Origin of the sequence: Pseudomonas agarici, from assembly GCF_001543125.1 — a bacterium.
GTDB lineage: Bacteria > Pseudomonadota > Gammaproteobacteria > Pseudomonadales > Pseudomonadaceae > Aquipseudomonas > Aquipseudomonas agarici.
In genome coordinates, this window is the sequence record NZ_CP014135.1 from 71,089 (window position 1) to 96,649 (window position 25,561).

The 25,561-nt window shown below is 62.6% G+C and carries 25 protein-coding genes; 7 read left to right on the forward strand and 18 right to left on the reverse strand.

Annotation, left to right across the window (positions count from 1 at the left end):
• Positions 1–16: 16 nt before the first annotated feature.
• The 6 genes from AWM79_RS00275 to choX form a co-directional block, all read right to left on the reverse strand.
• Positions 17–277 (reverse strand): hypothetical protein, encoded by a 261-nt coding sequence (locus AWM79_RS00275; protein ID WP_060781878.1) that lies wholly within the window; start codon positions 275–277, stop codon positions 17–19.
• A gap of 287 nt (positions 278–564) precedes the next feature.
• Positions 565–1,728: a gamma-butyrobetaine dioxygenase gene (locus AWM79_RS00280; protein ID WP_060781879.1), complete on the reverse strand. Its 1,164-nt coding sequence runs from the start codon at positions 1,726–1,728 to the stop codon at positions 565–567.
• Complete coding sequence (locus AWM79_RS00285) at positions 1,725–2,225, reverse strand: thioesterase family protein (RefSeq protein ID WP_060781880.1); 501 nt, start codon at positions 2,223–2,225, stop codon at positions 1,725–1,727. The genes AWM79_RS00280 and AWM79_RS00285 overlap by 4 nt, the downstream gene beginning before the upstream one ends.
• A gap of 74 nt (positions 2,226–2,299) precedes the next feature.
• Positions 2,300–3,265, reverse strand: coding sequence for an L-carnitine dehydrogenase (locus tag AWM79_RS00290; protein WP_017130023.1), 966 nt, complete (start codon positions 3,263–3,265; stop codon positions 2,300–2,302).
• Between the two features lie 57 nt (positions 3,266–3,322).
• Complete coding sequence (gene cdhC, locus AWM79_RS00295) at positions 3,323–4,210, reverse strand: 3-dehydrocarnitine:acetyl-CoA trimethylamine transferase CdhC (protein ID WP_060781881.1); 888 nt, start codon at positions 4,208–4,210, stop codon at positions 3,323–3,325.
• A gap of 72 nt (positions 4,211–4,282) precedes the next feature.
• Positions 4,283–5,227 (reverse strand): choline ABC transporter substrate-binding protein, encoded by a 945-nt coding sequence (gene choX / locus AWM79_RS00300; protein WP_017130021.1) that lies wholly within the window; start codon positions 5,225–5,227, stop codon positions 4,283–4,285.
• Between the two features lie 195 nt (positions 5,228–5,422).
• Here choX and AWM79_RS00305 point away from each other — a divergent pair, with 195 nt between their 5' ends.
• Positions 5,423–6,367 carry a GlxA family transcriptional regulator gene (locus tag AWM79_RS00305; protein ID WP_060781882.1) on the forward strand — a complete coding sequence of 315 codons (945 nt, stop codon included), beginning with the start codon at positions 5,423–5,425 and terminating at the stop codon, positions 6,365–6,367.
• Positions 6,368–6,415: 48 nt separating this feature from the next.
• On the opposite strand, the gene AWM79_RS00310 is transcribed toward AWM79_RS00305, so the two are convergent.
• Both AWM79_RS00310 and AWM79_RS00315 read right to left on the reverse strand, forming a co-directional pair.
• Positions 6,416–6,832 carry a DUF3010 family protein gene (locus tag AWM79_RS00310; RefSeq protein ID WP_060781883.1) on the reverse strand — a complete coding sequence of 139 codons (417 nt, stop codon included), beginning with the start codon at positions 6,830–6,832 and terminating at the stop codon, positions 6,416–6,418.
• Positions 6,833–7,007: 175 nt separating this feature from the next.
• On the reverse strand, positions 7,008–7,409 hold the full coding sequence (locus tag AWM79_RS00315; RefSeq protein WP_017130018.1) for a lysozyme inhibitor LprI family protein: 402 nt from the start codon (positions 7,407–7,409) through the stop codon (positions 7,008–7,010).
• A 244-nt stretch (positions 7,410–7,653) separates the two neighbouring features.
• Between AWM79_RS00315 and AWM79_RS00320 the strand changes: the two genes are divergently transcribed.
• From AWM79_RS00320 to etfB, 6 genes are all read left to right on the forward strand, one after another.
• Positions 7,654–8,631: a dipeptidase gene (locus AWM79_RS00320; RefSeq protein ID WP_060781884.1), complete on the forward strand. Its 978-nt coding sequence runs from the start codon at positions 7,654–7,656 to the stop codon at positions 8,629–8,631.
• Between the two features lie 155 nt (positions 8,632–8,786).
• Entirely contained in the window at positions 8,787–9,326 is a 540-nt protein-coding gene (locus AWM79_RS00325) for a DUF5943 domain-containing protein (protein WP_017130016.1), read from the forward strand.
• Between the two features lie 52 nt (positions 9,327–9,378).
• Positions 9,379–11,454, forward strand: a complete 2,076-nt coding sequence (gene dgcA / locus AWM79_RS00330) for a dimethylglycine demethylation protein DgcA (protein WP_017130015.1) — start codon at positions 9,379–9,381, stop codon at positions 11,452–11,454.
• A gap of 117 nt (positions 11,455–11,571) precedes the next feature.
• Complete coding sequence (gene dgcB / locus AWM79_RS00335) at positions 11,572–13,515, forward strand: dimethylglycine demethylation protein DgcB (RefSeq protein WP_060781885.1); 1,944 nt, start codon at positions 11,572–11,574, stop codon at positions 13,513–13,515.
• A complete protein-coding gene (gene etfA, locus AWM79_RS00340; protein ID WP_060781886.1) occupies positions 13,515–14,735 on the forward strand; it encodes an electron transfer flavoprotein subunit alpha in 1,221 nt (406 codons plus the stop codon). Before dgcB ends, etfA begins: the two co-directional genes overlap by 1 nt.
• A 15-nt stretch (positions 14,736–14,750) precedes the next feature.
• Positions 14,751–15,521 carry an electron transfer flavoprotein subunit beta gene (gene etfB, locus AWM79_RS00345; protein ID WP_017130012.1) on the forward strand — a complete coding sequence of 257 codons (771 nt, stop codon included), beginning with the start codon at positions 14,751–14,753 and terminating at the stop codon, positions 15,519–15,521.
• 24 nt (positions 15,522–15,545) lie between these two features.
• On the opposite strand, the gene AWM79_RS00350 is transcribed toward etfB, so the two are convergent.
• The 10 genes from AWM79_RS00350 to AWM79_RS00395 form a co-directional block, all read right to left on the reverse strand.
• Positions 15,546–17,471 (reverse strand): secretin and TonB N-terminal domain-containing protein, encoded by a 1,926-nt coding sequence (locus AWM79_RS00350; protein ID WP_017130011.1) that lies wholly within the window; start codon positions 17,469–17,471, stop codon positions 15,546–15,548.
• A 30-nt stretch (positions 17,472–17,501) separates the two neighbouring features.
• On the reverse strand, positions 17,502–18,005 hold the full coding sequence (locus tag AWM79_RS00355) for a hypothetical protein (RefSeq protein WP_017130010.1): 504 nt from the start codon (positions 18,003–18,005) through the stop codon (positions 17,502–17,504).
• Positions 18,002–18,559 carry a hypothetical protein gene (locus tag AWM79_RS00360; protein WP_017130009.1) on the reverse strand — a complete coding sequence of 186 codons (558 nt, stop codon included), beginning with the start codon at positions 18,557–18,559 and terminating at the stop codon, positions 18,002–18,004. The genes AWM79_RS00355 and AWM79_RS00360 overlap by 4 nt, the downstream gene beginning before the upstream one ends.
• Positions 18,560–18,573: 14 nt before the next feature.
• The gene (locus tag AWM79_RS00365; protein ID WP_017130008.1) at positions 18,574–19,116 is read right to left on the reverse strand and encodes a hypothetical protein; all 543 of its coding nucleotides are present in this window, start codon (positions 19,114–19,116) and stop codon (positions 18,574–18,576) included.
• Positions 19,116–19,862, reverse strand: coding sequence for a hypothetical protein (locus AWM79_RS00370; RefSeq protein WP_244159606.1), 747 nt, complete (start codon positions 19,860–19,862; stop codon positions 19,116–19,118). Before AWM79_RS00370 ends, AWM79_RS00365 begins: the two co-directional genes overlap by 1 nt.
• Entirely contained in the window at positions 19,843–21,477 is a 1,635-nt protein-coding gene (locus AWM79_RS00375) for a GspE/PulE family protein (RefSeq protein WP_017130006.1), read from the reverse strand. Before AWM79_RS00375 ends, AWM79_RS00370 begins: the two co-directional genes overlap by 20 nt.
• 4 nt (positions 21,478–21,481) lie before the next feature.
• A complete protein-coding gene (locus AWM79_RS00380; protein WP_060781887.1) occupies positions 21,482–22,660 on the reverse strand; it encodes a type II secretion system F family protein in 1,179 nt (392 codons plus the stop codon).
• The gene (locus tag AWM79_RS00385) at positions 22,657–23,151 is read right to left on the reverse strand and encodes a lytic transglycosylase domain-containing protein (protein ID WP_060781888.1); all 495 of its coding nucleotides are present in this window, start codon (positions 23,149–23,151) and stop codon (positions 22,657–22,659) included. Before AWM79_RS00385 ends, AWM79_RS00380 begins: the two co-directional genes overlap by 4 nt.
• A gap of 17 nt (positions 23,152–23,168) precedes the next feature.
• Positions 23,169–23,609 carry a type II secretion system major pseudopilin GspG gene (gene gspG, locus AWM79_RS00390; RefSeq protein ID WP_017130003.1) on the reverse strand — a complete coding sequence of 147 codons (441 nt, stop codon included), beginning with the start codon at positions 23,607–23,609 and terminating at the stop codon, positions 23,169–23,171.
• 276 nt (positions 23,610–23,885) lie between these two features.
• On the reverse strand, positions 23,886–25,463 hold the full coding sequence (locus AWM79_RS00395; protein ID WP_017130002.1) for a lytic polysaccharide monooxygenase: 1,578 nt from the start codon (positions 25,461–25,463) through the stop codon (positions 23,886–23,888).
• Positions 25,464–25,561: the final 98 nt, after the last annotated feature.

Here is a 25,561-nt window from a genome sequence, read left to right on the forward strand (position 1 = left end):
CTGTGTGTTTCTTCGGTCAGGGGCGTGTTTGCTGATAGTGCGCCAGCGCTGGCAGCAACTGTTTATCGATGGCCTGGCGCACCGCCGGTAGAATCGTCGCGCTGCTGGTGTACATCTGCTTGACCATGGTCCGCAGGGTAATCGCCCGCACATCGTTCAAGCCACGTACCGCGCACTCGCAGGCCTGCTCGGCGCTGGCGACGTGTGGCACCTCGAACCCCAGGGACTTCAGTTGTCCCAGCAGGTCTTCCTGGTCAATCAAATCCGCGTGCATCATGGCGCTTGTCCTATTCAGGGCGTGATCGTGTTTCGATTCTGGTAGGCGCCGGGAGTGTCGGCAAGGGTAGATTGTCGCGATGACTGTGATACCTATGAACAGGTCGTTTTCAACTAACTCGCAGGCCAGAGGAGTGGGCACACTGGGCCTCAGTAGACCCGTCGATGGTTTGGTCGCCCTCTCGACATTCAACTGCTGAGGACACTCCCTCACCTCGATCCTGCCACGGCTTGATCGAGGTTTTTTTTGCCTTGAATTATCGATGTGCTTGCGATGAGAGGTCGCTGCTATTGGCGCTGCAATACCAATATCCGCGACAACAATTCATCCCGGTCGATATAGCAGCCCTGGAAGTGTCGCGCACCGGTGGCCGGGTCGAAGGCGTTGCGCGCGTGCAGGATGCGGCGGTTGTCGAAGCACCACAGTTGGCCAGGGTCGAGCCGGCGTATCAGGCGAAAGCGCGCTTCGCGGCTCATGGCGATAAAGCGTCGATAGGCGCCGTACAGCACGGGCATCTGCTCGGTGGGCGCATCGAACGGCCCGCGCAGGAAGTTGGCCATGCGGATCTCACTGACCTGACCGAGACTGTCCAGGGCAATGATCGGCGCCAGGCAACGGTAGTCGCTGTGGCGGTCCTTGTTGCGGAACTCCACGGGGATTTCGCAGAGTGCGCTAAACGCCGCCGGATCTTCCTGGCGCAGGGCGGCGGCAATGGCAAAACCGTCGACGAAAATGCTCTCGCCGCCCTCGGTGTCGTTCACCAGGCAATGCAGAAATTGCAGCCCCGGTTGCAGTTCGCGGGTCGGCAGGTCGCTGTGCAGCGGCAAGTTGAAGGCGGTGTAGGCGTTACTATCGGCGTCGGCCTTGGATTGCACGTTGAACAGGACGCCGAAGTTAGTCTGGCGGATAAACGCGATCAGCTTGGCCACCTCGGCCAATGAGCCAGGCTCGGTGGGTACGCCACGTACCTGGGTCAGGCCGGTATCGCGTAATGCCAGCAACCAATGCAGCAGGATGTTCGGGTCTGCCTTGAGTGCCGCGAACTCAAATACCGGCAACTCCAGGCTGCTGTCCCACAGCCGGCTTTTCGGTTTGCCGGCCTGGCGCTCGGCGCGTGATTGAGCATCATAGGCATGGGCTCGCAGCCAACCAGGGTCGAAACGGCTGGCGTGGCCGTCCTGCCAGTCGATGCACAGGCAGCCGCTGTCGTCGATGCGGGCGGCAGCGGCAGTCAAGTCGTCGGGTACATCGACAATTTCCAGCACTTGTTCACGGGTCACCGTGTACACGCACTGCGGGCATGGGCAGTTGTCCCGCAGCCATACGTGATGGTACGGGCTGATACGCCCATCCGCCCAATGCACCTCAAGGCGATCCGCCAGCGGATGCACAGCGGTCAGGGCACTGATCAGCGGATAACTGCGGAAATCGGCAAACGCGGCGGTGTTCACGGTGAGCTCCTTTTCACTGGATGCTTATTGGCAGGCAGGCCAATGACGCGGCCAATGTATTCGGGCGGCGGCAGGTCGCTCTGCTGTTGGATAATGGCTTGCAATTTTTCCAGCACTGCATCGGTAAAGGGCGCCGAGTGCGGGCCGGCGAGGTCGACATGCAGCAGCATCTGTTCGTTACCGGCCAGCTCCTTGTCACCGTCCGCCAGGTACAGGCTGTGGTAGAGATGCAGGCGCTTGGCGTCGTAGCCGATGATCTGTGTGCGTACTTGGACCTGGGCACCGAGTTTCACTTCGTGCAGGTAGTTGAGGTGCAGTTCGAGAGTGAACAGCGAGCTGCCGGTGGCTTGGCGGTTGTTGCTGTCCATGCCCAGGCGTTCCATCAGGGCATCGGTGGCATAGCTGAAAATCAGCAGGTAGAAGGCGTCACGCAGGTGGCCGTTGTAGTCGACCCAGTCCGGGTTGACTTCGCTGGCGTAGGTGGTGAGGGTGGGCATGGTGGGGCTTCCACAAAGATAACGGCGAATGGCATCCCAGTGGCGAACCCCTTCGCCACTGGGTCTGGGTACAGCTACTCGCTGAAGCTCAGGCCATGCTTGGCCTTGGTGGTTTTCACCGCTTCCAGCACTGCCAGCAGACAGTCGTCACGATAGCGTTCCAGGGCGGCAATGCTGTGCTTGCCCAGCTGATCGCGGGTGCCGTCGACCACATCGTCGATCAACTTGTCGGTCAACTGCGGAGCCGGCAGGTAGGTCCACGGCAATTGCAACGCCGGGCCGAATTGAGCCATGAAGTGGCGCATGCCGGCATCGCCACCCGCCAGGGTGTAGGTCAGAAAGGTACCCATGAACGACCAGCGCAGGCCGGCGCCAAAGCGGATCGCATCGTCGATTTCGCCGGTGGTGGCGACGCCGTCGTTGACCAGGTGCAGCGCCTCGCGCCACAGCGCTTCGAGCAGGCGGTCGGCGATAAAACCGGGGACTTCCTTGCGCACATGCAGCGGGCGCATGCCGAGGGACTCATAGACTTTCATCGCCGCCTGCACGGCCTCTGGCGCGGTGTTCTTGCCGCCGACCACTTCCACCAATGGCAGCAGGTACACCGGGTTGAACGGGTGACCGACCACGCATCGTTCCGGGTGGGTGGCGCCTTCGTAGAATTCGCTGGGCAACAAGCCCGAAGTGCTGGAGCCGATCAGGGCATTGGGCTTGGCTGCGGCGCTGATCTTGCTGTGCAGTTCGAGTTTAAGCTCAAGCCGTTCCGGGGCGCTTTCCTGGATGAAGTCGGCATCTTTCACGCACTCTTCGAGGGTGGCGACAAAGCGCAGGCGCTCTTGTGCGGCACCGGGAGCCAGGCCTTGTTGCTCCAGGGCAGCCCAGGCATTGGCGACGCGCTGGCGCAGGGCCGCTTCGGCACCGGGCGCCGGGTCCCAGGCGATAACATCGAGGCCGTGAGCGAGCGCACGGGAGACCCAGCCGCTGCCGATGACACCGCTGCCTAACGCCGCGAAGATTTTGATTTCGGTGATAAAGCTCATGGCAAGTTCCTAAAGAGTTCGATGAGCCCGTTCCCACGGGGAAGTGGGGTGTCGGGATCAGCCGCGTTGGGTCAGGCCCATCTTCACCCGACCTTCGGCTGGGGTCAGGACACGGGCGCCCATGTGGCTGAGGATCTGCGAAACACGTTCGACCAACTGGCCATTGGTCGCCAGCACGCCCTTGTCCAGCCACAGGTTGTCTTCCAGTCCGACCCGCACGTTGCCGCCCAGCAGCACGGCCTGCGCGGCCATCGGCATCTGCATGCGGCCGATACCGAAACCGGCCCATAGCGCATCCGCTGGCAGGTTGTCGACCATAGCCTTCATGGTGGTGGTGTCGGCTGGCGCGCCCCAGGGAATGCCCAGGCACAATTGGAACAGCGGATTGTCGAGCAGGCCTTCCTTGATCATCTGCTTGGCGAACCACAGGTGTCCGGTGTCGAAGATTTCCAGCTCGGCTTTCACGCCCAGCTCTTGAATGCGCCTGGCGCCAGCACGCAGTTGTGCCGGGGTGGAAACGTAAATGGTGTCGCCGTCGCCGAAGTTCAGGGTGCCGCAGTCCAGGGTGCAGATTTCCGGCAGCAGTGCCTCGACGTGGGCCAGGCGAGTCAGCGGGCCAACCAGGTCGGTGTTCGGACCGAACTCCAGCGGATTTTCGCCGGCGCCGATCTCCAGGTCGCCGCCCATGCCAGCGGTGAGGTTGACGATGATGTCGACGTCCGCTTCGCGGATGCGCTCCATCAGTTCGCGATAGAGCGCCACGTCACGACTGAACTTGCCCGTCTGGGGATCGCGCACATGGCAATGCACCACGGTAGCGCCCGCCTTGGCCGCTTCAACGGCAGCCGCCGCGATCTGTTTAGGCGTGACCGGTACGTGAGGGCTTCTGCCGGTGGTGTCGCCAGCACCGGTGAGTGCGCAGGTGATGATGACGTCGTGGTTCATGGTGCGGGTTCCTTACAGGCGTGGTGGTTCACACCGCAGCCGTCGAGGGCCGCGGGTGCGATTCTCAGTGATTTACTGGCGGGTCAGTTGCAGGTTGTTGGCGGCCGGCCTGCCATCGAAGGTGGTCACTCCTTCCAGCCAGCGGGCCTGGTCTTGCGGGTGATCCTTGAGCCACTGCCTGGCCGACGTCAGCGCGTCCTTGTGATCGAGCAGCGGTTGCATCATGCGGCTCTCGTCTTCGGCGGTGAAGGTCAGGTTGGTCAGCAGCCTGTTCACGTTCGGGCAGCGCTCGGCATAGGTCGGTGCGGTGACGGTCCAGACCGTCGCCTTGCCTTCGTTCGGGCCCAGGGCGTTGTCGCTACCGGTGAGATAGGTCATCTGTACATTGACGTTCATCGGGTGCGGCGCCCAGCCGAAGAACACCACGGCCTCCTTGCGCCGCACGGCGCGATCCACCGCCGAGAGCATGGCGGCTTCACTGGACTCCACCAGTTGGAACTTGCCCAGGCCGAACTGGTTCTTGGCGATCATTTCCTTGATCTGGGTATTGGCGCCCGAGCCGGGCTCGATGCCGTAGATCTTGGCGCCTAGCTCTTTCTCGAACTTGGCGATATCGGCAAAGGTCTTCAGGCCCTGGTCCGCCAGGTAGGTCGGCACGGCCAGGGTGGCGCGGGCGTCCTTGAGACTCGGTTCGGCGAGGACCTGCACCTGTTTGCCTTCGACAAACGGTGTGATGGTTTGGGTCATCAGTGGGTTCCAGTAACCCAGGAACATGTCCAGGCGCTGGTCGCGGATGCCGGCGAAAATGATCTGCTGCGAGGCACTGGTCTGCTTGACCTGATAGCCCAGGCCGTCGAGCAGCACCTGGGTCATGGCGCTGGTGGCGATCACATCGGTCCAGTTGACCACGCCGAGGCGCACATTCCGGCAGGACGCCTGGTCCGCGGCCATGACGCCCGTGCTCAAGAGCGCGGCGGCGGTGAGTGCGAGTGCACAGCGGCTGATCAGTGGTTTCATGAAAGTTTCCTCGGCAGGTCGTTTATTGTCGGTCCCGGTGTCTGATGCGCCGGTAATGGCCAAGTTACGCAGCTCCGGTCCACTAAAAACGCACAGCGGCGACCGACTCTTGCACAGCAGCGACCTGGGCGCTTGTCGCCGCCGTTGAACTGGCGTATCACAGCGGCAACGCTACCCGTCTTGCGAGTGCGCTCCATGTTCCAGGATTTCTATTTCTTGCTGATGCCGGGGTTTTCAGCGATGGGCTTTATCTCGGCGATCGAGCCGTTGCGTGTGGCCAATCGCTTCCGTGGCGAGCTGTATCGCTGGCATGTACTGAGCGCCGACGGTGGCGCGGTATTGGCGAGCAACGGCATGTCGGTCAACGCCGATGCGGCGCTGGAGCCGTTGAAGAGGGGCGCGACCTTGTTGGTGGTGGCTGGCTTCGAACCCTTGAAATGCGTGACGGCGGCCTTGAAACATTGGTTGCACCGACTCGATCACGAGGGCGTCACCCTCGGCGGGATCGACACCGGCAGCGTAGTGCTGGCCGAAGCCGGCCTGCTCGAAGGTCATCGCGTGATCCTGCACTGGGAGGCGTTGGAGGCGTTCAAGGAGTCCTATCCCCAGTTGGCAGTGACCCAGGAACTGTTCGAGATCGACCGCCGACGCATCACTTGCGCAGGCGGTACGGCGTCCATCGACATGATGCTCGACCTGATCGGCCAGGCCCACAGGCCGGAGCTGGCGATCCAGGTCTCGGAACAGTTCGTGCTTGGGCGCATCCGCCCACGCAAGGACCACCAGCGCATGCGGATTGCCACGCGCTACGGCATCAGCAACAAAAAGCTGGTGCAGGTGGTGGGCGATATGGAGCAACACATGGAGCCACCCCTGAGCACGCTGGCGCTGGCGGAGTCGATCAAGGTTACGCGGCGCCAGTTGGAGCGTCTGTTTCGCCTGTACCTCAAGGACACACCGAGCAACTTCTACCTGGGCCTGCGCCTGGAGAAGGCGCGCCAGCTACTGCGCCAGACCGACATGAGCGTGTTGGAAGTGAGTATCGCCAGCGGCTTCGAGTCGCCGTCGTATTTCACCCGCAGCTACCGAGCCAGGTTTGCCCGCTGCCCGCGAGAGGACCGGCGCGGAATCAAGGCTTAGTGGCTCCGAACTTGAGCTAACCCGCTGAACAGGCCACGTCGGAGCCGTTTATCTTTTCAGCAGCGCGGCACAGGCCGCCTTATAGGCTTCATGCTGATATTTGTTGAGCGTCGCGGGCAGGGCAAAGTCGAACTTCTTGTGCTGCGCGTTGAGGGTCTGGGGTGACAGCAATGTCACCTCGCAGTTGTCCAGCAATTGCAGGATGCCCTCGATCTTGAAGGTGGTCGGTCCACCGGCGAATTCGCCTTTCTTGCCGCGTTTCTTGATGGCGATGCGCTGGATGCCATGGGCCTGGACAAAGGCCTTGATCTGGTCGGCGAAGGCTTTCACGTTGCCTGCTTGGTCATCGTCATCCAGGGCGATCTTCTTGGTGGCGACGGCAATATGTTCAGGGCTGCCGTTTTGCAGGGTAGCGAGGGCGAAGATGGCTTCGCTGCCTTTGATCTCGATGCCGCAGATAGTCATTTGAATCCTTTGGGGGATTGGTTGGGAGTGGGGCTCAGAGCTCCAATTGAGCGGCTCCAATATTTACTTATATCTTCCCAACCGACAACGCTACAAGGTTCGTCTGATGTTGCCGGCTCGGCGCGGTACTCAATGGGCGAGTGGGTTTCCGGCGCGCCGCCGCGTGTCCTGAGGTCTATTCCTGCAACAGCGACTCGAGGAACTCCGAGCGTTCGTCGCTCTTGCTCGCCAGGCAGTCGTTGAGGTCGATGTTGTATGGCTTGCTGCCGACCTTCGCCGGGAACGGTGCGATGGCGCAGTCGGCATCGCGGGATTTTATCCACAACTGCTCGGCGGTCTGCAATTTGCCGGTGATGTCCGCCAGATCGGCCTTTTTGTTCGCATATTGCGACGCAACCCGATCCAGCAGCGCTTGGAAGTTCTCCTTGAGCAACTGATCGGCGGTGTTTTTGTTGTAGGTGGCACATTCCAGCGTCTGTTGATCGTCCGGGACCGCGTCGCAAGGCGAGTTGTCGGAGTCTTCGGCCGCGTGAACGCCAATGCTGACAAGGGCCAAAGCCAGGAAAATAGATTTCATTACGGCGTCCTGATACGGGATGGAGGGGCGAGGTGGGACAATTCTGTCTCAAGCAGAATGCAAAGAATAGTCGTACAGCGACAAGTGCTTGAGCCTACTGCCTTGACGTCCTTTGTCGCAGCTTGACGCTTTCGGCAATTCCCCTGTCGTTTTTGCACCCAGCTCCGCTGCCCCCTGGGCATATGCTGGCCCCAAAGCGCCGGCAGACGATTCGGCGCATGAATCGCCAATAGGGGACTGCCTGATGAGCCCAGCCGAATTGCACGCCGACAGCATCGTTATCGACGGGCTGATCATTGCCAAGTGGAACCGTGAACTGTTCGAGGACATGCGTAAGGGTGGGCTGACCGCCGCCAACTGCACCGTGTCGGTATGGGAAGGTTTTCAGGCCACCGTCAACAGCATTGCTTCGAGCCAGAAACTGATCCGCGAGAACAGCGATCTGGTGATGCCGGTGCGCACCACCGGCGATATTCGCAAGGCCAAGGAGCTGGGCAAGACCGGCATCCTGCTCGGGTTCCAGAACGCCCACGCCTTCGAAGACCAGATCGGCTACGTCGAGATTTTCAAGCAGCTCGGCGTCGGTATCGTGCAACTGTGCTACAACACCCAAAACCTGGTGGGCACTGGTTGCTACGAGCGTGACGGCGGTCTGTCGGGCTTTGGCCGGGAGATCGTCGCCGAGATGAACCGTGTCGGCATCATGTGCGACCTGTCTCACGTCGGTTCCAAGACCAGCGAGGAGGTCATCCTCGAATCGAAGAAGCCAGTCACCTATTCCCACTGCCTGCCTTCGGGTCTGAAAGAGCATCCGCGTAACAAATCCGACGCCGAGCTGAAGTTCATTGCCGACCATGGCGGCTTTGTCGGCGTGACCATGTTCGCGCCGTTCCTCGCCAAGGGGATCGAGTCGACCATCGACGACTACGCCGAGGCCATCGAGTACGTGATGAACATCGTCGGTGAAGACGCCATCGGCATCGGCACTGACTTCACCCAGGGCCACGGCCAGGATTTCTTCGAATACCTGACCCATGACAAGGGCTATGCCCGGCGCCTGACCAGCTTCGGCAAGATTATCAACCCACTGGGCATCCGTACCGTGGGCGAATTCCCCAATCTTACCGAGACCTTGCTCAAGCGCGGTCACTCCGAGCGGGTGGTGCGCAAGATCATGGGCGAAAACTGGGTCAACGTCCTCAAGGACGTCTGGGGCGAATGAATAGCCACGCGGCCTGATCCGTTCGCCGATAGCTGCGTCGGCTCCTTGCGCGATCGAGGTTCGCTACGGCTGCGAAGGCATTCACCGCGCTGTTTATCTTTAGAGCCAAAGCAAGCGCTTTGTACGGCATCCAATAGAATTCTGGAGTGTTTCCCATGGCTAAAATCGCCCCGCAACTGCCCATCGAAGTCGACAGTGAGACCGGTGTCTGGACCTCCGACGCCTTGCCGATGCTCTATGTCCCACGGCATTTCTTCGTCAACAACCATATGGGCATCGAGGAAGTGCTGGGCGCCGAGGCCTATGCCGAAATCCTCTACAAGGCCGGCTACAAATCCGCCTGGCACTGGTGTGAAAAAGAAGCCGAATGTCATGGCCTGGAAGGCGTCGCGGTGTTCGAGCACTACATGAAGCGTCTGTCGCAGCGAGGCTGGGGCCTGTTCAAGATCCAGGACATCGACCTCGACCGGGGCACCGCCAGCGTCAAGCTCGAACACTCGGCGTTCGTCTACGTCTACGGCAAGGTCGGACGCAAGGTCGACTACATGTTCACCGGCTGGTTCGCCGGTGCCATGGACCAAATCCTCGCGGCTCGCGGCAGCCCGCTGCGCACCGTGGCCGAGCAGGTCTACGGCGGCTCCGAAGACGGCCACGATGACGGTCTGTTCACCGTCAACCCTATTGTCAATCGTTGAAAAAAACTAGCGAGCAAGCGCAATAGTTTTTTCACGATTCGAGGAGAGTGTCATGGCTTTCGAAGCTATGTTCCAGCCGATCCAGATCGGCAAACTGACCATCCGCAACCGCGTGCTCAGCACCGCCCACGCCGAGGTGTATGCCACCGACGGCGGGATGACCACCGACCGCTATGTGAAGTACTACGAAGAGAAAGCCAAGGGCGGGATCGGCCTGGCGATCTGCGGCGGTTCTTCGAGCGTCGCCATTGACAGTCCGCAAGGTTGGTGGAAATCGGTGAACCTGGCCGATGACCGGATCATCCCACACTTCCAGAACCTGGCCGATGCCATGCACAAGCATGGCGCCAAGATCATGATCCAGATTACCCACATGGGCCGGCGCTCGCGCTGGGACGGCGAACACTGGCCGACCCTGTTGTCGCCGTCGGGTATCCGTGAACCGGTGCACCGTGCCACCTGCAAGACCATCGAGCCGGAAGAAATCCGCCGGGTGATCGGTAACTACGCCAGCGCGGCGGCCCGGGCCAAGGCCGGTGGCCTGGACGGCGTCGAACTGTCGGCGGTACACCAGCACATGATCGACCAGTTCTGGAGCCCTCGGGTCAACAAGCGCACCGACGAATGGGGCGGCAGCTTCGAGAACCGCATGCGTTTCGGCTTGGAAGTGCTCAAGGCGGTGCGTAACGAAGTCGGCGACGACTTCTGCGTCGGCATGCGTATCTGCGGCGACGAGTTCCACCCGGACGGCCTGTCCCACGAGGACATGAAGCAGATCGCCAAGTACTACGACGACACCGGCATGCTGGACTTCATCGGTGTGGTCGGCTCGGGTTGTGATACCCACAACACGCTGGCCAACGTGATTCCGAACATGAGTTTTCCGCCGGAGCCGTTCCTGCACCTGGCCGCCGGCATCAAGGAAGTGGTCAAAGTACCGGTCCTGCACGCGCAGAACATCAAGGACCCGAACCAGGCGACCCGCATTCTCGAAGGCGGTTATGTCGATATGGTCGGCATGACGCGTGCGCATATCGCCGACCCGCACCTGATCGCCAAGATCAAGATGGGCCAGATCGACCAGATCAAGCAATGCGTCGGTGCCAACTACTGCATCGATCGCCAGTACCAGGGCCTGGACGTCCTGTGCATCCAGAACGCCGCGACTTCCCGTGAATACATGGGCGTGCCGCATATCATCGAAAAGTCCACCGGGCCTAAGCGCAAGGTCGTGGTGGTCGGTGCCGGTCCCGCCGGCATGGAAGCGGCGCGAGTCAGCGCCGAACGCGGCCATGACGTGACCCTGTTCGAGAAGAAGGACGCCATCGGCGGGCAGATCACCACGGCCTCGAAGGCGCCGCAACGGGACCAGATCGCCGGGATCACCCGCTGGTTCCAGTTGGAACTGGCACGCCTGAAAGTCGATGTCCGGCTGGGCACCGCCGCCGATGCGGCGACCGTCCTCGACTTGCGCCCGGATGTGGTGGTGCTGGCGGTGGGCGGTCATCCGTTCGTCGAGCAGAACGAACACTGGGGGGCCGCCGAAGGGCTGGTGGTCAGTAGTTGGGATGTGCTTGACGGCAAGGTGGCGCCGGGCAAGAACGTGCTGGTCTACGACACCATCTGCGAATTCACCGGCCTGTCGGCCGCCGACTTCCTGGCCGACAAAGGCAGCCAGGTCGAAATTGTCACCGACGATATCAAGCCGGGCGTGGCGGTCGGCGGTACGTCGTTCCCGACTTACTACCGCAGCCTATACCCCAAGGAAGTGATCATGACTGGCGACATGATGCTGGAAAAGGTCTATCGCGAGGGCGACAAGCTGGTGGCGGTATTGGAAAACGAATACACCGGCGCCAAGGAGGAGCGGGTGGTGGACCAGGTGGTGGTCGAGAACGGTGTGCGTCCGGACGAAGCGCTGTACTACGCGCTCAAGGACGGTTCGCGCAACCAGGGCCAGATCGACATCGACGCGCTGTTCGCGATCCGGCCGCAGCCGTCGCTGAATACTCGTGATCAAGAGCCGGCGGGCGACGGCTACCTGCTGTTCCGTATCGGTGACTGTGTGGCCCAGCGCAATACGCATGCGGCGATCTACGACGCGCTGCGCTTGTGTAAGGATTTCTAACGGGCACGCTGCCCATCTGTGGCAAGGGGCGAGCTCCCTTGCCACAAGTCGGTGCATGCTTCTTTACCGGCCTGCACATGAACCCTCGCAAGACCCGAGGTCTTTGGGAGCTGCACCATGTTGAACACTCTTCTTCCCATCCTGCTGTTCGCCGCCCTGGGCCTTGCGGTCCTCGGCGCATTGCGGCGGGTCGCGATGTGGCGCCGTGGTCGACCCGCGAAAGTCGACCTGCTCGCAGGGCTCCTCGCCATGCCCAAGCGCTATATGGTCGATTTGCATCAGGTGGTGGCGCGAGACAAATACATCGCCAATACCCACGTCGCCACGGCTGGCGGCGCGGTGGCGTCGATTGTCCTGGCGATCCTGGTGCACGGCTTCGGCCTGCATAACCGGGTCCTCGGTTATGCCCTGCTGCTGATGTCGGCGTTGATGTTTGTCGGTGCGATCTTTGTCTATTTGCGTCGCCGCCATCCGCCGAGCCGTTTATCGAAAGGCCCGTGGATGCGTCTGCCGAAAAGCCTGCTGGCGTTCTCGGCGTCGTTCTTCCTGGTCACCCTGCCGGTCGCCGGTATTCTTCCAGAAGATTTCGGTGGTTGGCTGCTGGCGGTGATCCTCGGCCTGGGTGTGCTGTGGGGCGTGGCGGAGCTGTTCTTCGGCATGACCTGGGGCGGGCCGATGAAGCACGCCTTCGCCGGTGCCTTGCACCTGGCTTGGCACCGGCGCGCGGAACGCTTTGGCGGCGGCCGTTCCACTGGCCTCAAACCGCTGGACCTGGCCGACCCGCAAGCGCCGCTGGGCGTCGAGCAGCCCAAGGACTTCACTTGGAACCAGCTATTGGGTTTCGACGCCTGCGTGCAGTGCGGTAAATGTGAGGCGGCCTGCCCGGCGTTCGCTGCCGGTCAGCCGCTGAATCCGAAAAAGTTGATCCAGGACATGGTGGTCGGTCTTGTCGGCGGCACCGACGCGAACTTCGCCGGCAGTCCGTATCCTGGCAAGGCTGTCGGCGAGCATTCCGGCAACCCGCACCAACCAATCGTCAATGGCCTAGTGGATGCCGAAACCTTGTGGTCGTGTACCACCTGTCGCGCCTGTGTCGAGGAGTGCCCGATGATGATCGAGCACGTCGATGCCATCGTCGATATGCGCCGTCACCTGACCCTGGAAAAAGGCGCGACGCCGAACAAGGGTGCCGAAGTCCTGGAAAATCTGATTGCTACCGACAATCCCGGCGGTTTCGCCCCAGGCGGGCGAATGAACTGGGCGGCGGACCTGAACCTCGATCTACTCAGTGAAAAGTCAACCACCGAGGTGTTGTTCTGGGTCGGCGACGGCGCCTTCGACATGCGTAACCAGCGTACCTTGCGCGCCTTTGTCAAAGTACTGAAGGCGGCTAAGGTCGATTTCGCGGTACTGGGCCTGGAAGAGCGCGACAGCGGTGACGTGGCTCGGCGCCTGGGCGACGAGGCAACCTTCCAACAGTTGGCCAAGCGCAATATCCAGACCCTGGCCAAGTACCGCTTCAAGCGCATTGTCACTTGTGATCCCCACAGTTTTCATGTGCTGAAAAACGAATACGGTGCCTTTGGCGGCGACTACCGGGTGCAGCATCACAGCACCTACATGGCCGAACTGATCGGCGCCGGTGCGCTGAACCTCGGTCGACACCGGGGCCACAGCGTGACCTATCATGATCCGTGCTACCTGGGCCGCTATAACGGCGAGTATGCAGCGCCGCGTGAGGTGCTGCGGGCACTGGGGATCGAGGTCAAGGAAATGCAGCGTTCGGGCTTGCGCTCCCGTTGTTGCGGTGGCGGCGGTGGCGCACCGATTACCGACATTCCCGGCAAGCAGCGGATTCCCGATATGCGCATGGAAGATATCCGCGAAACCGCTGCCGAACTGGTAGCGGTCGGTTGTCCGCAATGCACGGCGATGCTCGAAGGCGTGGTTGAACCACGACCGTTGATCAAGGATCTGGCCGAACTGGTGGCCGAGGCCCTGCTTGAAGAGGCGGCACCGAACAAATCGGCGCCCCAGCGCGAACCCGTGGAGGTGCACTGATGAGCGACATTATCCGCCGCGACCCCCACGCCGAATGGATCGCCCGCAACCGCCTGCATCCGCTGCATGCGGCCATGCAACCGCTGCAACATAGCTGGATGGGTCCCAACGGGATCGTGCGCAAGAATGTCCATGGCGTCGGTTTTATCGGTCCCAACGGCATCAAGCGTATCGACCGCAGCGGCGTCCAGCAGGGCGGCACAAGCAAGCGCTCGGCCAGTGTCCAAGTGCAGCTACCGCTGCATCAGGTGCGCCAGCCTGCCTTCTATATCAGCGTGGTGCCGGACATGGTCGGCGGTCGTCTGAGCAGTCACGACCGTGATCTGCTTGGCCTGGCTCATCAGTTGGCCGGGAAGGACGGCGCGGTATTGGCCGTCGTCTTCGGCGAGCACAAGGAAAGCACCTTTGAAACCGCAGGCGTCGACCGTCTGCTGGTGCTGGGAGGCAGCGAGTTCAACGGCTATTCGCCGGAGCCACGGATGCTGGGCCTGCGGGCTGTGGATAACCAGTTCAAGCCTCGCCACTGGTTGCTGCCGGACAGCCGCGGCGGTGGTGGCGAATTGGGTCGACGGCTTGCCGCCAGCTTGGGCGAACGTCCGGCCACGCGGGTCTGGCAGGTCAAGGGCGATCAGTGCATCGGTCGTGCCGGCGCGGGACTGCAGGACGTCGTGCGACCGCTGGCGCGCTTGATCCTGGCCGCTGCCGAATGCGCCGAGCCGGTCAGCGAAACCCGTCACGAAGCTTTGTCAGTGGCGTTATCCGCACATCTCGCCCGCCCTCTGTCGCGTATCGAGGACCTCGGCGCGGTGGCGGTGGACCCGGCGGCGATTTCCATGGCCGAGGCCGAATTCATTTTTTCCGGCGGCAATGGAGTCAAGGACTGGCCGCTGTTCCACCAAACCGCCGTGGCTCTGGGCGCCACCGAAGGGGCTTCGCGGGTGGCGGTGGACGATGGTTTCATGGCCCGCGACCGTCAGGTCGGCGCCAGCGGCACTTGGGTCACGGCGCGGGTCTATGTGGCCGTGGGGATTTCCGGGGCAATCCAGCACCTGCAAGGTATCGGTGCCTGTGACAAGGTGGTGGCGATCAACCTCGATCCGGGTTGCGACATGGTCAAGCGCGCCGACTTGTCGGTGGTCGGCGAGAGCAGCGAAATCTTCCGCGCCCTGATCGCGGCGGTGACGGCATATCGCAACGGCACCCAGCGCGAAGCGGCTTAAGGTAGGGATAAGGTCATGAGTACGACGGTAATCAGCTTGGTGTCCATCGGTGCCCACCCCACCTCTGGCCGTGCCCGGCGCGCCGGACAGGATGCCCGTGCGGTGGAACTGGGCCTGCGACTGGCTGGGGATAACTTGCAAGTGGTGCATGCCGGCGATATCGCCGAGCCAGCGCTGCGGGCTTACCTGGGCATGGGCCTGGACGAGTTACGGGTGCTGGAGCAACCCACTGGCGCCGATGCGCTGCCGGCGCTGACCGACTATTTGCGCGATGCCGGGGCGCAGTTGGTGCTGACCGGTAGCCAGGCGGAAACCGGTGAAGGTTCGGGCATGCTGCCGTTCCTGCTGGCGGAAAACCTCGGCTGGCCGCTGGTGGTGGGACTGGCTGAAGTCGAGTCCATTGCAGGCGGTGTGGCCCATGTGTTGCAGGCATTGCCGCGAGGCCAGCGGCGCCGGTTGAAAGTCCGCCTGCCGTTTCTCGCCACGGTGGACAACGCCGCGCCCGAGCCACGCCAGAGTGCCTATGGTCCGGCCCGGCGCGGGGTGTTGCAGGCCGAGGAAGTCGAGGTGCTGGAGGATGAGTTGTTCGCCGCTGCGTTGTTGCAATCGGCCAAGCCCCGGCCTAAGCGCCTGAAAGTGATCAAGGCCAAGAGCGGCGCCGAGCGGATGAAGGCGGCCACGGCCAAAGCCAGCGGCGGCGGTGGCCAGGTACTCAAGGGCGTCACTGCGGAGGCGGGCGCGCAGGCGATCCTCAAGTTATTGATCGAGGAAGGCGTGGTGCGTTGATACCGAGCCTGCTCGCCACGATACTTAAGGCGGCGGAGTGGCTGGCGCGGAGCTGGCCGGTTGTTCCACCGGCTTGGGCAGCGGCGACTCCATCACCGGTTGCTCCACGGGCGCCGGCAACGGCTGCCAGTTCTCATTCGCCCGTGGCACCGCCAACGGTGGTGGAATGGCACCGTTGCTGGCGCCGCCGCTGGTTTTCATATTCAAGTTCTGGCTGTTGTGTAACACCATGCCCTCGGTGGAGCTGCGCGCTTCGGTGCCGCTGCTGAAGGTACTGACCTGGGATGCCGGCAGGTCGAGATTACGCTCGATCCTGGGGGTGATCAGCAGGATGATCTCGCTCTTGCCCTGCTCGCTCTTGTTGGTGCCGAAAATCGCCTGACCCAACCCCGGCAACCGGCTCAAGCCCGGCAGGCCGCTGCCCTCGTCGATGTCGGCGGTGCGAATCAGGCCGGCGACCACCTGGGTTTCATTGTTGCGCGCGGTGAGTGTGGTGCGGGTCGAGCGCGAGCCGAGCTCGAAGGTCGGCGGGATATTGTCGGTGCCTTCGTTGCGTTTGGTGATATGCGTCATGTCGATCACCATCTGCAAGTTGATTTCATCGTTGAGACTGATATTGGGCTGGACTTCGATGCTCAGCCCGACATCCTGGTAGGAGACCGACGCGGTGGTCGTGAGGTTAGCCGTGGTGGAGGTGACCACCGGAATCTTATCGCCAATCTTGATCTCGGCCTTTTCCCGGTTCTTCACGCGGATGCGCGGATTGGCCAGGGTGACCGTATTGCCGCTACGTTGCAGCAGGTTGATCTTGGCTTCCAGGCTGCCGATTTCCAGTTGGCGCCCGCCAAGCCCCGTGGTGGCCGGGAGGGTGCCGGGCAGCGAGAGGCCGATGGAACCGGGGTAATTGACCCCCAGGTTGAGTTCGTCGACCAGGCTGACTTCCATCACCTGGATATCGATGGTCACTTCCGAATCGGCCAGGTCGATGGCTTGCACCAGCTTCTCCACGGCGCTCAGGGTTTCCACGCCGTCGCGCACGATCACCGCGCTGAGCCGTTCGTCCACCAGCACCTCCTTGGGCTTGAGCAACTGCTTGATCTCGGCCGCCGCCAGTTTCGGATCGGCGTGGCTGAGGTAGAAGGTGCGCACCGCTAACTCGCGGTATTCGCGCTCCTTGTCCGGGCGTGCGGGGTAGATCAGTACGGTGTCGGCATTGAGTACCTTCATCTGCAATTGATGGGTCGACAACAGCAGGTTCAGCGCATCTTCGGCGGTGGTGCGGGACGCCGAGATACTGGCCGCCGCGTTCGGGTTGACGTCTTTGTCGATCACGAAGTTGATCCCCGACAGCCTGGCGATGGTCTCGAAAATAGTGGTCAGGCTCTGGGAACTGAAGTGCAGGCTGACGGGTTTTTTCATCGAGTCGCTCAGCTTCGGCTTGAGGCTGTCGACGCTGACCAGGGTACGCGTCAGGCTGTCGCGCAGGTCAAGGGCGTCGCGGTAGTTGGGTTGCTGGACGATGATCTGACGGACGATGGCCAGAGCCTCCCTCGGGTTGCTCGCGCTCAGTGCCTTGGCCCGAGCCAGTTCGGGGCGCAGCCGGGCGAGGTTCTCGATGGTGCGAATGGCCTGGCTGGCGCCGAGGTTGCCGGGGTCGTATTTGAGGATCTGCCGCATGGCCGCGATGGCACCGGCATCGTCGTTGCGTGCCAGGGCATCGCTGGACTGGCGGCTGTATTGGTCGACCAGTTGCTCGGTCCTGCCGAACAGCGCGGCGCGCAGTTGGATATCGTCCGGGTGTTCTCTGACGGCGGCGCGCAGCACATCCACCGAGCGGGTGATATCACCGTCCTGGCGCAACAGTTCACTCTCGTTGAGCGGCCCGCGGGACTGGCAGGCGCTCAGTCCGATCAGCAGCAGGGCCAACCATGGCCGGATAGATTTTGACATGATCGTTCTCTTCGCTAGAGCGGTCCGTGCTCAGGGAGTATCCAGGCGCAACGTGGTCACTTGGCGCAAAGGCAAGTACGTCAGCACCACGCGGGTGTCGGTCAGTTTGTCCAGTCGATACCCCTTGTCGAAGGTCGCCCCCGGACGGATATGTCCCGCCACCGAGCAGCTCTGGCACAGGGTGTAACGCACACCCTGGCCCTGTAGCACGACAATCTTCGACTGGCCTTGGTAGCGCCATTGCGCACTGACCGTGAAGGGCATCGGCGGTGCCTGTGGGGCGCTGGGTTTCGCCGCTGCGACCGGTGGCGGTGGTGGCAGCCAGCTCTGGCTGGGAAACAGATCCACCAGGGATGTGGCCGGCGCCGGCGCGTTGGCGTCGGGTGCCGCTGGCGGTGTGGCAATTGGCGTGCGCGACGCCGGGGCGAGCGCTGGCGGGGGCGGTATGGAGGTGTTGAGGTCCTGCCAGAACAGCCAGCCACAGCCGAGCAGCACGCCTCCCAGCAGCACGCGCAGAGGGAGCGCCAGCTTCACTTGAGCACCGCCAACAGGCTGAGGCGCAGGCGGATGTCCAGTTGTGCGCTGGTGATATCCTTGCGCTGCAGACTCAAGCTCTCTATGCGCACCGCCGGTTGCTGTACCACTTCGTCGAGCGCCCTGCGTAAGGTCGGATAAGCGCCGCTCAGCGGGATATCCAGTTCCAGGCGTTGGGTTTGATCGTCCCCCGGCGAGGAGTATTGGAAGTCGGTTTGCAGCACCGCGAAACCGTTTTGCTGCAGGACTGCCACCAGGCTCCCCAGGCGCGCCTCGAAGCTGTCGGTGTCAGGTAGTTGCCGGACCGCCCGAGGTTCGGCGGCATGCAGGTCCAGCGGGCGTTCGGCGATGCCCGCCCGGGCCTCGCGCAGACGCATGGCGCTGTTGTCGAGGCCGGGAACGATCAGCCCTTGGCGAATCACCAGGGCGACAACGATCAGCAGCAGCGCCAGGCCACCCCAGAAGCCAAGGAAACGTTGCATCTGGGCCAGGGACCAGCGCAGACGTGCCTGGAGTCGGGCGGCGTCGGGCCACTGGCGGGGTATTGGCTTCATGGCCGGTCCGTTCCCTATTGGGCGCTGAGTTTGAATTTGACGCTCATCGGCAGCATGGGATCGCGGGTATTGCGCGCGCTCTGTTGCAGGTTGACGGTGAGGCCGGTGTCGGTCTTGAGTTTCTCGATAAAGCGCAAGCTGCCTTCCAGGCGCTGGCTCTCCAGGTCCAGGTTGAGCTCCTGGGCCGCGGTGTTGACTTCCAGTCGCAACAACGCGACGTCCGGTGACCAGGCCTGACCGAGGGCGTCGAGCAGGGCGAAGGGCGTGGCGTTTTGGCGGGCGAAGGTTTCCAGTTGTTTTTTCTGTTGGGGCGAGGTGCGCAGGGAGGCTTGCATCAGTTGTTCCTGCTGGATCGCCAGGGCCGTGAATTGCCGTTCAACCTGGTCGGCTTCGGCTTCCCGGACCTGCAGGGCCTGCCAGTCCGACCACAGCAGCAACCACAGGCCGAGGGCTAATATGCTCAGTAGGACCAATAGCCAGGGCCGCATCCTTTCACCGCGCAGGTCGATCAAGGGTGCCCGTGGGTGGCGCCAGCGGCGGATCAGGGAAATGTTCATCAGGCCTGCTCCGCCAGCCAAGGATGCAACGGCCCCAGCCAGTGCCAGGGCCTGCTCGCCGACGGTTCGAACGGCGCCTTGGCGGCCACCACCAGGGTTTGCTGTTCCTGCTCGTCGCACAATACATCGACCATCAGTAAGGCATCGGCCAAGTCCGTCTGCTGGCTCAGCGGCACCACGCAGACTTGCGCTGGCCGACCCTGGTGGGCGAATACGCAACCGAGAGCGTCGGGTTCGCGGACGGCGAAGCGATAGTCCTGGGGCAACTGGCGCCAATGGCGTTGCAAGGCATCGATCAGCAACGGCACGCAGCGCTGAATGGGCAGGTGCCTGGCCCGGAACAACGTCGTGAGGGATTCCATCAGTTCCTTGTCGACCGCCGCCGCCAGGCGCGCGCAACCGAACGGTGCAGGGTCGATCGCGACCTGCCATTGGGCGGAGTCGAGATCGTTGTGCTGGCTGAACAGCGCCAGGGCAAAATCTTGCCAGTCGAGGGGGCTGTAGAGACCTTCCTGCCAAGGCAGAACTCGGTAATGCACATGAGGGAAGCCCAACAATAGGGTGACTCGCTCCAGGTAACCCAGTCGACCATGGGGCGCCTGTTCCAGCAGCGCGGCACAGGCAGTCAGTGGATCGCCGCGCTCGCGGCCCCGCCAGAGGGGGCCGCCGGGCCAGCGCGGGCGGGCGGCCCAGTGAACTTCGTCCTGCGCCAGCAGCACCACATGATCAATAAAGGGAGAGGACACGATGGACCTCCTGCAAGGTGGTGTGTCCGGCGGCGGCGCTCGCCAAGGCGATATCGCGCATGAAACGGTGGCCCGACTCCCGCGCCAGCTCCCGCAGGGCGGCGGCGGAGCGGCGTTGCAGCAGACCTTCCTTGAGTGCGTCGGTGACGGTCAGTACTTCCGCCAGGGCCAGCCGGCCACGATAGCCGGTATGGCGGCAGGCCTCGCAGCCCCGGCCGAGCCGGTAGTGGCTGGCGGAGGAAGCGGCCGGCAGATGCGCCAGTTGCAGCAATTGCGCATCGGCTTCGGTGGCCTCGGCGCACTCGCTGCAGACTCGACGCAGCAGCCGTTGCGCGACCACGCCGTTGAGCGCCTCGACAAAGCTGGCCGGCTCGACCTTCAGATAGTTGAAGCGCTCCAGCACGCTGAACGCACTGTTGGCGTGGACCGAGGAGAGCACCAGGTGGCCGGTCAAGGCGGCCTGCACGGCGATTCCGGCGGTTTCACCGTCGCGGATCTCGCCCACCAGGATGGTGTCCGGGTCGTGCCGCAGAATCGAGCGCAGGCCTCGGGCGAAGGTCAGGCCCTTCTTGTCGTTCACCGGGATTTGCAGCACGCCGGGCAGCTCGTACTCCACCGGGTCTTCGATGGTGATGATTTTCTTCTCGCCGGTATTGGTCTCCGACAGGGCGGCGTAGAGCGTTGTCGATTTGCCGCTGCCGGTGGGCCCGGTGACCAGCAGCATGCCATAGGGTTCGCTGGCCAGCAGGCGGATGCGGCGGATCGCGTCCTCGTCCAGGCCCAGGCTGTCCAGGCTCAGCGACTCGCCGCGCTGGGACTTGTCCAACACCCGCAGCACCGCATCCTCGCCGTGGATGCTAGGCATGATGGAAACCCGGAAGTCGACGTCGCGCTGCTGGATGCGCGCCTTGAACCGACCGTCCTGGGGGACGCGGCGCTCGCCGATATCCAGGCCGGAGAGCACCTTGAGCCGTGACAGCGCCTGTTCGGCGGTATCGAGCCCGGCGCTCTGGCCGATCTGTTGCAGCACGCCGTCGATCCGGTACTTGATCACCAGGCCTTCGGGAGTGCTCTCGACATGGATATCGCTGGCCCGGCTCTGCAGGGCATCGAAGAGCATCGAGTTGACCAGCCGCACCACCGGATTGTCGTCGCGGGCGATGCTGCTCAGGGATATTTCCTGCACCGCTTCGGCCACCCGCGCGTCTTCATCATCGCGGGCGAAGGGGTCCATCACACGCTGGCTGGCCTCAGCCTTTTTCAGCTGTGTCTCGACGACCCCCGGCAGGCTCATCGCCAGGGTCATCGGCGCTAGCTCGGCATGGGCTTGCAACCATTGGCGACCGCTCAGGGCGAAGGGCGCGCCGAGCACCAGGTAGGCCTGACCGTCGATCTCTACCGGCAGGGTCCGGCGGGCCAGCGCCTGGGGCAGGGAGAGGGTGTCGAAGCGCTCATGACCGTCGACCTGGGCGTCGGTGAGTGGCGTCAGGCCCAGCAGCGCGGCGATGTCGGCCAAGTGTTCCGGCGTGTGCTCCAGCACCTGTTGCAGGTGCTCCGCCAACGGCCTGTTGGCCTGTCGTGCCTGCTGCTGCCATTGCTGTCTGAGGGTGTCCATCGCGCTACCCCTGGATGGAACCGGCCAGTTCGAAGATCGGCATGTACAGCAGGAACACGATCAGTCCGATCAGGCCGCCGACCACCAGCATCAGCAGCGGCTCGAAGACCTTGCTGAACAGCTCGATGGCGCGCTCCAGCGCCTCGTCGTGGAACTGCGCGATACGCTCGCACATGGACGCCAGTTCGCCGCTCTGCTCGCCGACGCGCAGCAGGCGCTCGGCGACCGCAGTGGTGAGCCGATGCCGGGCGAGGGTGGTGGACAGCGGCTGGCCGGCGCGAATATCGGTCAAACTGCGGACCAGGTCGCCCTGACGCTCCGCCGGTAGCAGCGCCCCAGCCATTTCCATGGCCGACACCGCCGGCATCCCGCCCATCAGCAACATACCGGCGGTGCGGTAGAAACGTGCGAGGATAAACAGGGTCCGCTGGGCACCGAGGCTGGGGATTTTCCATAGCAGGGCGGCCAGGTGGCGCTTGACCGTCGCGGTCCGCGCCAGCAGCACCAGAGCGGCGATCAGCAACGCCAGGCCACTCATCAGCAAGCCTCCCTGTTGCTCCACCAACTCGCCCCACCAGACCATGAACCGCGCGGTCGCCGGCAGGTCGCTCATTGCGTCGAACACCGAGGCGAAGCGCGGGATCACGAAAAACAACAGGAACAGCAGGATCACCGCGCCCACGCCAAGCACCACCAAAGGGTACATCAGCGCACTGCTGACGCGTTTCTTCACGGTTTCCAGATGGGCTTCGAAATGATGGTAGCGCCGCAGTGCCACCGACAGTTGCCCGCTATGTTCGGAAGAAGCGGCGGTGGCCACCAGCAGGCTCGGAAAGATCGCCGGCTTGGCTTGCATGGCCTTGGAAAAGGCGTTGCCCTGGTACATCGACTCCAGCAGCTCGCTCAACACCTGCCGGTTGACCCCCGGTGCGGCCTTGTCGCGCAGGGTTTCCACCGACTCCACCAGGACCAGTCCGGCGTCGAGCAGTACCACCAGTTCCTGGATAAACAGGCCCAGAGCGAAACGCACGCTGCGTCCCGGCCACTTGAAGGCGGTACGCTGGCGCAGCGAAACTACCTGGGTGTGCTGTAACTGGCGGCGAGCATCGTCGAGGTCGACGGCCTGCAGGCGCAGGTTGCGCAGTTGGCCCTGGCTGATGATACGCGCATCGAATTCCCTCATGGTCGCGCCCCGCCGCGCGAGGCCAGCGTGCCGGCGCCCCGCTGACGCAGTTGCAGCAGGTTGGCGTAGTAGCTCCATACCCGTCGGGCATAGCGACCGCGATGGGCGTCACGCTCGCTACGAGCGCCGGCGTTGTAGGCGCCCACGGCCTGCCAGCCATAACCGAGCTGCTGGACGAACTGGGCGAGAATCCAGGCACCGGCCATCACACTGGTGCAGGGCTCGTCGAGCAGGTTGCGTTCGCCGATCCCGAAGGCGGCAAGACGTTCCAAGTGGCGGCTGTTGATCTGCATCAGACCGATATCACGGCTACCATCGCGGTTGATATTGCGCGCACGGGGATCGAGCCCGGATTCGACCTGGGCAATGGCATAAAGTAGCAGGGGATCGATATGGTAGCGCTCGCCAGCGTCCTGGAAACAGTTGGCGCCGCTGGCACCGGCCATCAGCAGAGCGGCCAGGGCGATCAGCAGTTCGAATGAGTGACGCATGGGCAGGACCTCCGGGCTCAGAAGCCATACACGATGTCGGCGTTGGTTCCCTCGCCTGCGGCCTTGCCATCGCGACCCAGGGAGATGATCTCGACTTCATGGCTGGCGCCGGGGTTCTTGAAAAGGTACGGATTGTTCCAGGGATCGGGCGGTACGCCCTTGGACAGGTACGGCCCGTGCCAGGCGGGCTCGCTGGCTGGCCGCTCGACCAGGACGTTGAGGCCCTGGGCCTCGCTGGGGTAATGGCCGTTGTCCAGGCGGTACTGGTTCAGGGCGTCGGACAGGGATTTCATCTGGCCCTTGGCGGTCTGGACTTTCGCCAGTTCCAGGCGATCGAACATCTTCGGTCCGACGTAGCCGGCCAGCAGGGCGATGATCAGCAGGACCACCAGCAGTTCAAGCAAGGTGAAGCCGCGTGAGGGCTGGGCAAGGCGCAGGCGTAACGATAAACCGTTCATGAAGGCCGCTCGGCTGATGAGGCAGGGAACGCGGTTACTGCTAACCTATTCCGGCCCTACATCAGGCGGGCACCACCGGCAGGTACACGTTGAACATGTCTCGGAGTGAATGACTGATTGTAACTCTAGTTCAATACCCTAAGTGGCAAGTACTTTGGGGTTATATCTCTTTATTATTAGTGAGAGATTTTTTTGTGATTGAAAAATATAAGAGAAACCGCTCGCCTGGATAACGTCGCACGGGCCGTGCGACGTTATCATCCACCACACAGGCCACTAGAGCTTGTCCCAAGCCTCCTGCCAGTGTATGCCGGTGCCAGGGGCATAGGCCCATGCGGCGCCTTTGCACCAACCGGTAGCCGGCCAGGGTTTGCACTTGTAGTTGGCGCCGGCGTTGGTCACGATGTCGCCGTCCTTGTAGTCCGTGCCTTCCTGGTATTGTGGATAATCGCCACCCCCCGCCTCTGGCCTGGCGGTCAGTGTCACTTGCGCTTCATGGCGCTTTTTGTTGGCGTCGTCGTAGACATTGAGCAGCAGCTTGGCGGTCGAGACCTTGTCGCTGACGGGCGTGGTAATGGTGAAGGTTTGCTCGGTGTTCGCTCCGTAGGTCCAGCCCGGTCCGCCCTGGAATGCCCATACATAACGCAATGGCGTGCCGTTATAAGATACGGATCGTTTGCCATCCATGATAAAGCGCTCACCCGCCTTGATCTCGGTGCGCCCTTCGATCACTGCCACGGGCGGACGTTCATCCACCGGACCTGGGGTTCCTCCTCCGTCATCGTCGGTGTCGACCGACATCTGCGTGGAGTCTCTGGTATCGGCCAGGTAGTTGTAGTTGGCATAGATGTCGTTGGGATTGAAGGTGATGGTTTCATTTTTTTTGACGCCGACGCGAATGATGTGCTGGCTGCTGCTCAACAGGTTCGCCAATTGCGCGCCCCACACAGCCGGACTCTGGTTACTGGCGTCGATGGGCACTTTCAGGTCAATCAGTTCGGTGACTGCCCTGTCATGTCCGAACACGCGAAAGTGTACCGTGTCACCGGCCTTCGGATCGATCCCGTTACCGTCGATAAACACCTTCTCCTTGGTCCAGGGCGAGGGTTGGGTCTTGTCCTCGAAGGCGATATCGCTGCAGCCATAGAAACCTTCACCCACCGGGTCCCGACGCTGCCAGCGGGTGAAGAGCACGGCATTACCCGAGCGGCTGGCGGGTATTTGCACGTTGAACTGAAAGAAGGCGCTGGTGCCCGATATGGCCGGAGGGTTGTTGCCCCAATCCCTGCGGGATTCGGTCAGTTCTTCGCTGTGAACCAGCTCCAGGTCGTCCCACTTCAGCGGACGGGTCGCGCTGTCGTAACCGGGTTTACTGAGATAGATCCTGACAAAACTGGGGACATGGGGGGCGGTGGCGATCAAGCGCACCTTCATCTTGCCGGAGGCATCGGGTTTCACCTCGGTCTTGGTCCACTGTGGCATGGCAAGGTTGAGTACATCCATTCCCGGACGGTTTACCGAGCAGAGCTTGCCGTCGGGCACGAGTGCCTTGACGGCGGCCTCGCCGCCGTCCGCGTCGTTGTAGCGGCCGCCGATGTTCAGGCTGACTTCATGCCACTGGGTCGCGGCATGGGCCAGTTGTCCCGAATACCCCGGCTCGGTCACAGCCCTTCGGCAACCCTCGTCCTTCATTTTGTCGGGAGCCCCCCAATAATCGGCGTAGCTGCGGCACAGTGTCTGCCGTGTGATGGGGGTGTCCGGTGAGCCGTGGGCCCAGCCCAGCGCTGGCGCCGCCAGTGACATGACCAGCGAATAGCGGATAATGGATCGTGCGTAGAAATGTAAGCTGTTCATTGTTCAGTCCACGTTCAAGTTGGAAAAAACCTCCCGAACCGTTCGGGCTTCTGGTATTTCGTTCATTGACTGACTTGATCGCCCAACATGTTCACCTC